Below are 11,548 nucleotides of genomic sequence, written 5' to 3' on the forward strand. Positions count from 1 at the left end.
ACTCTCTGATTCTTTTGGCATCCTGGAGTTAAAAATCTCTGAAATCATCATTTCCAGACGAAATGACCTGATCAGGCCGGATTTCATTTTTATGATGCAGGGGAAGCTGCCTGTTTTTTGCCTTCTCTGAAGCTTTTCCCGGCATTGAATGGACGGATTTCTGTTGTCTGACCGAAACCGACCGGTCGGCATGGGCGTTGCTGCCGGTGACAAGCCCGACCAGATCGGCAACATACGCCATGAGCTGTTCGGCCTGGGCACTCATCTCTTCGGCTGCAGAAGCGGATTCTTCTGCAGAAGCGGCGTTCTGCTGGACCACCTTATCCATTTCCGACACGGCCGTGTTGACCTGATCGATGCCGCTGGATTGTTCCTTTGATGCCGCAGCAATTTCCGCCACCAGTTCTCCCACCCGGGCCGTGCTTTTGGCAACCTGTTCAAATGCCTTGTTGGTGACAGACACCAGTTCTGTCCCATCAGCGACCTTTTTGACCGTTCCTTCGATCATCTGGGCGGTATTCTTTGCCGCCTCTGCGGCCCGCATGGCAAGATTTCTGACCTCATCCGCCACCACGGCGAACCCGGCTCCGGCTTCTCCGGCCCTGGCAGCTTCAACGGCGGCGTTCAGGGCCAGCAGATTGGTCTGAAAAGCGATCTCATCGATGGTTTTGATGATTTTGGAGGTTTCATCGCTGGCCCTGGAAATATCTTCCATGGAAAGGGTGAGCTGGCCCATCGACTCATTGGCCTGTGACACCACCTGGCTGGATTCCTGCATCAGGCTATCAGCCTGGACCGCATTTTCAGCATTTTTCTGGGTCATGGCGGACATCTCTTCCATGGAAGAAGAGGTCTCTTCAATGGAGGCTGCCTGCTCGGAAGCACCCTCGGCCAGAGACTGGCTGGATGAAGACACCTGGCCCGCGGCGGCAGTGACCTGTTCAGCCCCGTCACTCAGCCCGTCAATCACATGGTTCAACGGTCTGGTGATCCCCCGGGTAATGAAAAAAGACAGCAGCACACCGATGAATACCGCACCGCCCAGAACCGCAAAAAGCAGCCATTTGATATTGGATACCAGCCGGACGGTCGTCAGGCCCACTTCATAAGACGCCTTGTTCGATCGGACGGCAATGGCCGAGGTCAGATCGATGATGTCCATGGCCTTGGCATCGGACCGGGCCAGAAGATCTGATTGTCTCTGCCGGTTTCCCACCCATTCTTCCATCAGTTCCGCGTAGCCGGCCGTATGGGTCAACGCGGCTTTTGCCCGTTCTTTATCGGCCGGATCTTCCGAATATTTTATCTGCTCTTCGGTTAACTGTGTCAGTTTTTCAATATCCGCTTTCAGCTGTTGCGCTTTGTCCGGATCCAGGGTAATCATGAACTGGAACTGATTTTTTCTGGCTTCATTGAACACGTCAACGGCTTCGTGGGAGTTTTTCACTTTGACGGCCCGGGTGACCACATCGTCAAAACTCCGGCTCGCCACGGCCGTTTCCATTTTTTTATTCTGCCCCTCGATAAAGCCTGCCCATTGCTGACCAACGGCCAGGGCTTCGGCTTCCATCTGCTCTCTGATTTCTATATTTCTTAAGGCCAGGGCTGTATAGGCCTCACCGATCTCGCTATACTCGCCATGCATGGCCTTGATATCGTTGGCCACAGTTAAGGTTTGATCATGATCCAGGGCAGTGGCAATGGGAATGATCTTTTCCACCCCTTTTTCGATCATGTCCCGCTGATCAAACCACGCTTTTTTGCTCGGCTCATCCAGTTTGTCATCAAACTCATAAGACAGCACATGGGTATGCCACATGGCCCGTTCCGTTTCAATAACAGCCGAAGTTTCAGGAATCTCCTGGGTGGCCAGGCGATTGACGATGTTGCCGATTTTACTGATATTGTATATACTGATTCCGCCGATGATAATGGTTAATACGAGACCGACACCAAACCCGCCGGCAATTTTTGTCCCCACTTTCATATTCTTGAACATTTTTCTCCCCTTGTAATTAATTCAAAAAATACTAAACCGCTTGTTTAATCGATTCTATCTCTTCTGTGCTCAATGCCTTGTCAATATCGAGAAGAATCTTTATAGCGCCTTCCATCTTGGCCATGCCCAGAATGTAATCGGTATTGAGTCGGATACCGAATGCCGGCGTATCTTCTATATTCGTTTCCTTGATATTCAGAACCTCTGATACCGCATCCACCACGATGCCGACTTGAATGGTTGTATTATCTGTTTCTATCTCAACAACAATGATACAGGTTCTGTCTGTGTAACAAATCGATTTCATCCCGAATTTAAGACGAAGGTCAGTCACCGGAATCACTTTTCCTCTCAGGTTGATCACGCCCCTGACAAAATCAGGGGTTCCGGGTACAGACGTTATCGGCATCATTCCAATAATTTCCTTAACCTTTAAGATCCCGATACCGTAATGTTCTTCATCCAATACGAACGTCAGATATTTTCCTGTTTTCATGGTTAATGTCCTGATTGCCTCATCCATCGATTGTATTGCCTCAGTCATTTTTCTCCTTTTTATCCATCAATTTATTCGGAATACAGTTTGTCAGTGAACTGTATCTGTTTTTCTTTCCATTCAGGCAGTAAGATCGTAAACGTTGTCCCTGATCCTTGTTCTCCTGAGGAGATAAAAATATCACCCTCATATCGTTTGATCAGCGTTTGGGTCATAAAAAGCCCCATGCCGCTGCCGTTCTTTTTCCCTTTGGTGGTAAAAAACGGCTCAAAAACCCGGGGCTGGATATCCCGGGGAATACCGCAGCCCGTATCTGAAACTTGTATCCGGACATAGTCTGTTGACACGGGATTGAATTTCGGATAGTCCCGGCATAGTTCATCCGCCTGTAATGAAGTCGTCTCAATTTTAATCAATTTTCTTTTGGTTTTCAGATCTGAACCTGTAACGTATCGATTTTTTTCTCCTGAAATGGCATCCCGGGCGTTGATACACAGATTCAACAGAATCTGTTCCAGGTGCCCCAGATCCATAGCAACCGGTTTCACGCCATGGGTGAGGCTGATTTTCAGTTGAATGTCTTTGGGGGTCAATATGTCTCGCAAAATCGGTTCCAGCCGACCGATCTCATGGTTGACATTTACCGTGGTCTTCTTGTCATTCTCCTGTTCTTTGCATCGTCCGATTCCCAAATTCCGCCGAATCATTGCTTCGCCGCGTAAAGCGGCATCAAATGCACGGTTCAGTTTGTCTGTGTTAAAGGCAGGCAGATGCTTATCTGAAAGAAATAATTCAAGGTTCGTCATGATGATCTGCAAAATATTACCAAAGTCATGGACCATACCGCTGGTCAGCGCAGCCACGGTTTCCATGCGGTTTTTCTGAATCAGTTGCTGGCGCACCATCCGGGCACGGGCCGATGTCCGCTGGACCGTTTCAAGGATGATGTCCTTTTCCAGTGGTTTTGTAAGATATGTTGCCGCATTATAGTTCATGGCCCGGACTGCGGATTCATACGACGGATACGCCGATATCATGATGGCCTGGCAAAAGGGCTGAACCGTTTGAAGCTCCGCCAGCAGGTCGATGCCATCTTCTCCATCCCGCAGGATTCTATCCACAATGGCGATGTCGAATTCGCTTTCTGAAATCATTTCCCGCGCTTTAACCAGATTTTGTGATGTCCGAACCGAATATCCCTCATTGGATAGGATTGTGTTAAGGACAAACCGGATGCTTTCTTCATCATCAACAACAAGGATGTTCGCTTTTTTCATTACATTAATTCACTGTAAGGTTATGGGTTCTGTTATATTTGCGAAGGGGGTATTACAATATCCATGCCACAGAAAAGCCGCATATGATATGAAATGGGAAAACCCCATGAACAGGGCATTTGATGATATCTTTCCAGATACGGGATCAGAAAAAATAAAGAAAAGAAAAAAGGCCGTTCCTGTCACGCAACAGATTGTCACAGGACAAATTGTCACGGCATGTTACATATCCAGCCAGATTTTACCCAAGATCTGTTCGGGCGGATACCCCAGCATTTTCGACAACCGATGATTGATAAATGCGACTGTCCCCTGCGTATCGGTCAGAACAAGGCCTTCGGTCATGTATGTCATGATTTCTTCCGTCAGGAACCGGGCATCATTGATAAATGATCACATACTGCACAATGTAGTTGAAAATGAATAACATCGTCATAATATAAATCACCGGGTTTAACTGCGCTTTTCTGCCGCCACGGCCATCATCAATGTATAAAAAATAAAGCCGAAGGCAATCCCGTCATGAATGGAATATCCCAAATCTTGAAAATTACGTTCAGCCCCTGTTTGATCCTACCCACCACAACGTCCTCCCTTCATTTCAACACAACCTTCCTTTAGCTCATCCATCACCTTCATGCCTGAAATCCCAATTGATTTTCAGGCACCCAAACATACTACAGCCGTGCCGGTTTTTTTGTCATACCCCAAATTTCAAAGATAGGCGGAGAGTTTATTGATTATGTCGGAACGACAGTGTAGAAAACGCAAAACCTCTATGCCGGCATCGACAAGGCGGTAGAAAATATATCGTCATTCCTGTTGTTTGCCCGCGAGATGACTTCACTGACCGAGTAAGGGCTTCGGCCGCTTGCAGCAGATGCTCCCAGTTTATCATTCAACTCGCTCCAGGCTGCGTCAACGATCGTACGTTCATCCATCCGCCGAAGGGCATCCCGGACCACTTCGCTGGCATTTCCGTAGAGACCGGATTGAACCATGCGTTGAACAAGTTCGTAAAGTTCAGGCGTCACAGATACATTCATTTGCATAAGAAAGGCTCCTTTCTTCTTGAAAGACCTCAATTTAACAAAAATAGCGCTATTTGTTATACCAGTCAATGGAAAGTGGTGTTGGAAGTGGCCGAGGATGAACTCACAGTTCCGCAACGTATTTTTTTTGACGTTCATCCGCTGGTAATTGAAAAAACTGCATTATGATGCCATCGTGGCTCACACCACCATTGTTTTCTCTGGAGATCCTGAACAACGTCCGCATGACTATTGAACATGCAAAAGACAATGCCGGGCTTTGAGAATTCTCCTACCAAGAAATGTCCCGTCATACAGCATAGATACCATTTGAATCCTTGACTGTGGGAATAGCTCTTTTACTTTTCAAGCAAACGTCTTCATCTTGCTTTTGCATGACCTGCCAAAGGTCATACCGGCTCTGCTGAATCAACCCGCTTTCCGGGCTCCCGCCAAAGGCTTTTGACAGCCGGATGGCTGGGTGGAAGAAATGCGGCCATTCCCGAACTTTGCTTGACAAAGAACCCCTGCCTGTCCTATGGAAGACCCAGACCATATTATTTTCCGGGAGATTCCATGCCGAATCACTTGAAATAAATGAGGTGAGGTCATGTATAAAGATGCTGTCTCTGCAATCTATAAAGGGAACTATGAAATTGAAGTGACATTCGAGGATGGCACCCAGGGAATTATCGATTTTTCAAAATATTTATCAAAAGGTGGGATATTTGAAAAATTCAAAGACATTGAATTCTTCAAAAGCTTCAAAATTAATGAAGAGCTTGGCGTTCTGACGTGGGCAGACGAAATAGATATTGCGCCTGAAACTATTTATGCAGAAGCCACTGGATCTCAATTGCCTCAATGGACACGTCAAAAAGAATCATATTCGGCGGCCATGACACATCAGCAGCCATCTTAATCTCAACGGCTGAGTTTTATGTTCAACTGATACCCATTCTCAATTCACTTTATGACTATCCAAGCCGGCACTGGGAGCTGGATGAGACGGATCCGGCTTAGGCAGTTCAGGGAGACCTGTTCACCCATGCGCTCTCAACAGATCAGCAGAAATACGACCATACCGCACTGATCAACGCAGTCCGCAGGGAAGTGGACAAATGGCGACGTATCCCCAGCCCCAATGACTGGTGGGTAACCCCGGACACGGCCCGGCTGTGGATCAGCGGCCTGGAAGCCGTGAACCGGAAACTGGAAATCCGGCGGGTGGTGAACCTGTCCGCCACCCCGTTTTTTTCTCAGCGGTTCCGGGTATGTGGAAGGCACCCTGTTCCCCTGGACTATGTGCGATTTCTCCCTGATGGATGCCATCGAGTGCGGCATTGTCAAACTCCCCCCCGGGGTCCTGGATTCTTTGAGCATTCCCGTGGAACTTCAGACGGCCCTTCAGGCCCTGTACGGGCATTATGCCCGGACCTTTGATGCCTGGAAACAGGAAGGCATCCAGGTGCCGCCCTGCTTTATCGTGGTCTGCAACAACACAGCCACCTCCAAGCTGGTCTATGATTACATCTCCGGGTTTGTCCGGGAAAATGATGACGGCACCACAGCCGTGGTCAACGGCCGCCTGGCCCTGTTCCGCAATTTTGATGCGGACAACCGGCCCCTGGCCCGGCCCAACACACTGCTCATCGACAGTGAACAGCTGGAATCCGGGGATGCCCTGGACAGAAATTTCCGGACCCTGGCCGCGGACGAGATCGACCGGTTCAAGCGTGAAGCCCTGAAAACCACCCTGAAAGCGGAGATCGATGCCGATGCCTGGGCCACCCTGAACAGCGACACTTCCCGGCCCTTTATTCCGGGGCCATATCCAGAACTCCCCGCACTTTTCCTAACAGGTCGTGCATTGAAAAAGGCTTCTGGATAAACGCCATCCCGTTGTCCAGGACCCCTTGATGGGCGATGACATCGGCGGTATATCCGGACATGAACAATATCCGGATACCGGGGCAAAGCCCCATGATCTGTCCGGCCAGGTCCCGGCCGCTCATTTCCGGCAGTACCACATCACTCAAAAGCAGATCAATGGCACAGGAATGATTTTCCACTTTTTCCAGGGCTTCCGCCGGAGTGGCAGCAGGCAAGACGGTATATCCTTTTTGTTCCAGCATCATGCAGGTCATTCTGAGAATGGCGGGTTCATCCTCCACCACCAGAATGGTTTCCGTGCCGGCGGCGGCTGTTTTTTCCCGGGGGATATCACCGGGCTCCCGGCCTTCAGCTGCAAACCGGGGCAGGTAGATATTGAACGTGGATCCCTGCCCGGGCTCACTGTACACGTTGATGAATCCGCTGTTCTGTTTCACAATGCCATAGATGGTTGCCAGCCCCAGGCCCGTGCCTTTTCCCATCTCCTTGGTGGTGAAAAACGGTTCAAACAGGTTTTTCAAAGTGTCCCTGTCCATACCGCAACCATTGTCACTCACTGACAGCAACGCATAATCGCCGGGGATGAAACCCGCGTTTTCCCTGCAATATTGTTCATCAAACGTTTTTTTGCCGGTTTCGATGGTGAGCCTGCCGACGCCGGCAATGGCATCCCTGGCATTGATACACAGGTTCGCAAGAATCTGGTCGATCTGGGACGGGTCCATTTTCACGGTCCATGAATGGGCAGCGGGCTTCCATACCAGATCGATGTCTTCCCCGATCAACCGTCGCAGCATGTTCAGCATGCTTTCCACGGTATCGTTGAGATTAAGCGGTCTGGGAGAAATGATCTGTTTTCTGGCAAAGGTGAGCAACTGCTTTGTGAGATCTGCCGAACGCCGGGCAGCGGTTTGAATCTCTTTCAGACCGGCCGACAGATCGTGATTCTCTCCGATCTTTTCCAGGGCGAATTCCACATGCCCCAGAATCACCCCCAGCATATTGTTGAAATCATGGGCCACGCCCCCGGCCAGCCGGCCCACGGATTCCATTTTCCGGGCCTGGAGCAGCTGATTTTGAAGCTTTGTGTTTTCCGTGATATCCTGAACCGTGGAAATCATGAGGTTCTGTTCCTGCAAAGGAATATTTTTAGCGGAGACCACCCGTTTTTCACCATCCTGCCGGGTGATTTCCACCCCGTCCCAGGCCATTTTTTCCGGATCACCGGATGCAGTGTCCTCAAAAACCCGGGTCATGATCTTTTCCCGGTACGCCGGGTCCGGATATGCCTTGTGAAAAAACGTGTCAATGTCTTTGATCTGCTCCCTGGGCCAGCCGTATATTTGCTCAAACTGTTTGTTGATGTATATTGCCTGTCCTTCATCAATCGAGTTGACCGCCAGTCCGATGGGCAGATTATCCAGAATCGTCTGAATAAAATGATTGCGTTTTTCAAGGTCTTTCTGATATTTTTGTCTTGATTTTTCCGCCTGTCTGCGCTCGATGATCTTTCCGATCATCCGTGCCATATGCTGACAACGCCTTTTTCCCAGTTCAATGATAAACTCCGGTCTGGGTTTATAGGCATTTGCTTTGGCACGCAGCTGATCCAAATCAATATGATATTTTTCAGCCAGCCGGGCAAGGGTGTCATCATCCTGAGGGGGATTCCCATATCCGATATTGACAGAACCGATCACTTTTTTTTCGGCAAAAATGGGCACGGCATACAGCCGGATGCCGCCGACGCATTCAATGTCAGATGGTTTTCCGGACACCATCGCCGTTTGGGCAGAATCATTCCAGCAATTGTCATGGCACAGCCATTTGCCGCATGAAAGCGCTTTTCCGACATCATTTGTACCGCATAGATGAAAGGATGCTGTATCCAGAAACTGACACCAGGAAGACTTGAAAACCCCGTACGCATAGTCTCCGTTGGCTTCATAGACCGCAAGGGAGGTGTCGAGCAGGGCCATGACATCCGCTGCCATCTCTGCCAGATTCTCTTTTCCGACCCCTTCCAGAATCAGACGACGGGTGTTCAACGCCGTGATATCGCCGTATACTGTCTCAAATACCGGAGCATCCGTATCTGCCGGGGGAATTTCCTTCTCGATAAGCCATTCATATTTTCGGAGTTCATCTTCGGCCTGTCTGCGTTCGCTGATGTCCGTCACCACCCCCATGGTGCCGATAAATTCACCACTGTGTTTGTCAAACCGGGGGCCTGCCCCGATCATCACCGGAAATTCATGTCCATTTTTGCGGCGCAAAACAATTTCATACCGGTCCGTATGCCCTTGTGCACGCCTGGCTTCCGCGGCCCTGGCAATGGTCAGCTGTCCAGGCGGCACCATCTCCAGCCAGCTCTTTCCGATGATCTGTCCGGGCAGATACCCCAGCATTTCCAACAGCCGCTGATTGATAAACGTGACCGTCCCCTGCATATCTGTCAGAACCAGGCCTTCGGTCATGTATGTCATGATTTCTTCCGTCAGAAACCGGGCATCGTGCAGTTCTTTTTCCAGTTCCTGAACCCGTCTTTCCAGTTCGTCACAGGTGGAATTTTGTTTCATACAGGATCACTTTCCTTGCCCATCGCAGGCAATTGTTTTATTTTTCTGACATTTTTGACCAGGAATTTCTTTTTTATAGAACGCAACCATCATTTGCCGCATCATTTTCCAACCAACCAAAATTACCAGTTTTTGCATGGGATTGGTACAAAAAAATCACAGAACGAACAACAACACCCGGAACGTTGCTTGACAAAATGCATCTGCCTGTCCTATGGAAGATCCAGACCATATCACTTTCCGGAAGATTCCATAGGGTAAAGGCAAATCAGCGTCGGCCACCCAGGTCGTCCAGGGAGACCTGTTTGCCCATGAATTGTCAACAGAAAAACAGATATACGACCACACGGCGTTGATCAATACCGTCCGCGGGGAAGTGGAGCAATGGCGGCGCATTCCCAGTCCCGGTGACTGGCGGATGACACGGGAGACGGCCCGGCGGGGATTGCCTGCTGGTTTATCGACACGGACTACAATGAAGAGGCTTTTTTTGTCCGGCACGCCTATTTCTTAGGGGCCAATGACAATTAGGATTGAAATACTAATATTTTTGATTTATATTAGTACTCAAACCCTAACGCTCTGGAGATATGATGATTGACACTCTGGTCCATCACCACCGCACCATCCTGCGCTCGGCCAACCGTCCTTTCAAACGGTACTTTCTATCAAAACATCGCCTGGAAAACCGGTTTTCCATCATTTCCGGTCAGCGGGGTGTGGGAAAAACCACGGCAATGATCCAGTATATCCATTCATTCACTGATGATGATATACTGAACACAGCCGCCCTGTATGTGCCTGTGGACCATTTTCTGATGGTGGGCCGTTCCCTGTATGAAACCGCCCAGGAATTTGTGGAGTACGGCGGACAGCTGCTGTGTCTGGATGAAATCCACAAATATCCGGGCTGGTCCGGAGAATTGAAAAGCATGTATGATTCATTTCCGGATCTGAAGCTGATCGTATCCGGCAGCTCCGCCCTGGGAATCCTCAAAGGCAGTCATGACCTGAGCCGCAGGGCCGTTACCTATCAGATGACCGGGCTGTCGCTGCGGGAGTTTATCGCGTTGAAATACCAGATAAACCTTCCGGCCATTGATATGGCAGATATTCTTGAAAATCATGACCGGCACAGTCTTGAGATCACAGGAAAACTGGAAGACCAGGGCTTGAAAATACTGCCCGTATTTGAACAATATTTGAGATATGGGTATTTTCCCTACTTTCTGGAACATCCGGAGGAGTACACCTATTTTTGCACCCTTGAACAGGGCCTGCATACCACCATAGAAAGCGATCTGCCGGCCATTCATCCCGGGCTGTCCGGCGCGGGCATCCAGAAATTGAAACGGCTGCTTGCCGCCATTGCCAGATCCGCCCCCTTCACACCGGACATGAAGCGGTTGAAACAGATCATCGATATCGGCGATGAAAGAACATTGAAAACCTACCTGGTTCATCTGGATGCCGGCAAAGCCATTACCTGCCTGCAAAAGGCGAATAAAAGCATCCGGGGCCTGGAAAAACCGGAAAAAATCTATCTGAACAATCCCAACCAGGCGTTTGCCATCTGTGATCCGCAGCAGGTCAATCCAGGGACACTCAGGGAATTGTTTTTTATCTGCATGGTCCGGGAAAATCACCCTGTCACGATCCCGTCCAACGGTGATTTCCAGGTGGATGGTACCCATATTTTTGAAGTCGGTGGGAAAGGCAAGACCTTTAAGCAGATCAAGGATCTGCCGGATTCCTATCTGGCGGTTGACGGCATCGAACATGGGATGGGGGCCAGAATCCCCCTGTGGCTCTTCGGATTTCTGTACTGATGTGACCCCGCCGGAGACAGCACACCCGTGTGGGCCTTTTTCAACACGATCCAAGATTTTTCATAAACCGCGCCAAAAAATGACGGTCACATCCCTGCGGACTGGGGATGCATGGATCTTGACATAAAGATATTCCGCATGCACGGCCTTGGCATCCCCCAGGACCGGATTGCAAAGAGACTGGGCCTGGCCCGGACATCGTTTCAATACCATTTGCCGAAAATGGCAGCGTTGCCAAATTCGGCAAAAGCCGATTTGTCCTGGGCCAAAACAATTGACATGCAGGCATTTCATTGATATGGCATTCATGATTGTTGTTAACAATGCAGAATCTGATATTGTCGATTGGTTTGGGTATGATGATTGCCATCATTATGCTGTAGCTGCATACATCTGAGGAAGATATGACTGATAGGAATGAAAAATCAATCGTAAGATCAGCAA

General features: G+C 49.4%; 11 protein-coding genes. 4 read left to right on the top strand and 7 right to left on the bottom strand.

Annotated features, from left to right (window positions below; all coding sequences use genetic code 11):
- Positions 1-28: 28 nt before the first annotated feature.
- The 5 genes from DPO_RS01600 to DPO_RS01620 all read right to left on the bottom strand — a co-directional run bounded on the left by DPO_RS01600 (position 29) and on the right by DPO_RS01620 (position 4,824).
- Positions 29-1,999 (bottom strand): methyl-accepting chemotaxis protein, encoded by a 1,971-nt coding sequence (locus tag DPO_RS01600; RefSeq protein ID WP_006963851.1) that lies wholly within the window; start codon positions 1,997-1,999, stop codon positions 29-31.
- 31 nt (positions 2,000-2,030) lie between these two features.
- Positions 2,031-2,543 (bottom strand): chemotaxis protein CheW, encoded by a 513-nt coding sequence (locus DPO_RS01605; protein ID WP_006963852.1) that lies wholly within the window; start codon positions 2,541-2,543, stop codon positions 2,031-2,033.
- Positions 2,544-2,566: 23 nt separating this feature from the next.
- On the bottom strand, positions 2,567-3,772 hold the full coding sequence (locus DPO_RS01610) for a hybrid sensor histidine kinase/response regulator (RefSeq protein ID WP_006963853.1): 1,206 nt from the start codon (positions 3,770-3,772) through the stop codon (positions 2,567-2,569).
- A gap of 222 nt (positions 3,773-3,994) precedes the next feature.
- A complete protein-coding gene (locus DPO_RS24325) occupies positions 3,995-4,126 on the bottom strand; it encodes a PAS domain-containing protein (RefSeq protein ID WP_006963854.1) in 132 nt (43 codons plus the stop codon).
- A 422-nt stretch (positions 4,127-4,548) separates the two neighbouring features.
- Positions 4,549-4,824 (bottom strand): type II toxin-antitoxin system ParD family antitoxin, encoded by a 276-nt coding sequence (locus tag DPO_RS01620; protein WP_006963855.1) that lies wholly within the window; start codon positions 4,822-4,824, stop codon positions 4,549-4,551.
- Between the two features lie 589 nt (positions 4,825-5,413).
- On the opposite strand from DPO_RS01620, the gene DPO_RS01630 reads away from it, so the two are divergent.
- Positions 5,414-5,725 carry a DUF2442 domain-containing protein gene (locus DPO_RS01630; RefSeq protein WP_006963856.1) on the top strand — a complete coding sequence of 104 codons (312 nt, stop codon included), beginning with the start codon at positions 5,414-5,416 and terminating at the stop codon, positions 5,723-5,725.
- 142 nt (positions 5,726-5,867) lie between these two features.
- Here the strand turns inward: DPO_RS01630 and DPO_RS25645 are convergent, their stop codons facing one another.
- Positions 5,868-6,050, bottom strand: a complete 183-nt coding sequence (locus tag DPO_RS25645) for a hypothetical protein (protein ID WP_040011394.1) — start codon at positions 6,048-6,050, stop codon at positions 5,868-5,870.
- Positions 6,051-6,079: 29 nt separating this feature from the next.
- Between DPO_RS25645 and DPO_RS01640 the strand changes: the two genes are divergently transcribed.
- Positions 6,080-6,694: a hypothetical protein gene (locus tag DPO_RS01640; RefSeq protein WP_201765580.1), complete on the top strand. Its 615-nt coding sequence runs from the start codon at positions 6,080-6,082 to the stop codon at positions 6,692-6,694.
- On the opposite strand, the gene DPO_RS23600 is transcribed toward DPO_RS01640, so the two are convergent.
- The gene (locus tag DPO_RS23600; protein WP_006963858.1) at positions 6,621-9,275 is read right to left on the bottom strand and encodes a PAS domain S-box protein; all 2,655 of its coding nucleotides are present in this window, start codon (positions 9,273-9,275) and stop codon (positions 6,621-6,623) included. The genes DPO_RS01640 and DPO_RS23600 overlap by 74 nt on opposite strands.
- A gap of 590 nt (positions 9,276-9,865) precedes the next feature.
- Here DPO_RS23600 and DPO_RS01650 point away from each other — a divergent pair.
- Positions 9,866-11,104, top strand: coding sequence for an ATP-binding protein (locus tag DPO_RS01650; RefSeq protein WP_083911951.1), 1,239 nt, complete (start codon positions 9,866-9,868; stop codon positions 11,102-11,104).
- 111 nt (positions 11,105-11,215) lie between these two features.
- Positions 11,216-11,401 (top strand): hypothetical protein, encoded by a 186-nt coding sequence (locus DPO_RS01655; RefSeq protein ID WP_006963861.1) that lies wholly within the window; start codon positions 11,216-11,218, stop codon positions 11,399-11,401.
- Positions 11,402-11,548 lie beyond the last annotated feature (147 nt).

Source organism: Desulfotignum phosphitoxidans DSM 13687 (genome assembly GCF_000350545.1).
GTDB classification, from domain to species: Bacteria; Desulfobacterota; Desulfobacteria; order Desulfobacterales; family Desulfobacteraceae; genus Desulfotignum; species Desulfotignum phosphitoxidans.

Bases quoted from the DNA above. Each gene is read 5' to 3' on its own strand.
- DPO_RS01600 (WP_006963851.1), bottom strand. From the start codon at position 1,999: ATGTTCAAGAATATGAAAGTGGGGACAAAAATTGCCGGCGGGTTTGGT.
- DPO_RS23600 (WP_006963858.1), bottom strand. From the start codon at position 9,275: ATGAAACAAAATTCCACCTGTGACGAACTGGAAAGACGGGTTCAGGAA.
- DPO_RS01610 (WP_006963853.1), bottom strand. From the start codon at position 3,772: ATGAAAAAAGCGAACATCCTTGTTGTTGATGATGAAGAAAGCATCCGG.
- DPO_RS01605 (WP_006963852.1), bottom strand. From the start codon at position 2,543: ATGACTGAGGCAATACAATCGATGGATGAGGCAATCAGGACATTAACC.
- DPO_RS01630 (WP_006963856.1), top strand. From the start codon at position 5,414: ATGTATAAAGATGCTGTCTCTGCAATCTATAAAGGGAACTATGAAATT.
- DPO_RS01620 (WP_006963855.1), bottom strand. From the start codon at position 4,824: ATGCAAATGAATGTATCTGTGACGCCTGAACTTTACGAACTTGTTCAA.
- DPO_RS01650 (WP_083911951.1), top strand. From the start codon at position 9,866: ATGATGATTGACACTCTGGTCCATCACCACCGCACCATCCTGCGCTCG.
- DPO_RS24325 (WP_006963854.1), bottom strand. From the start codon at position 4,126: ATGACATACATGACCGAAGGCCTTGTTCTGACCGATACGCAGGGGACA.
- DPO_RS01655 (WP_006963861.1), top strand. From the start codon at position 11,216: ATGGATCTTGACATAAAGATATTCCGCATGCACGGCCTTGGCATCCCC.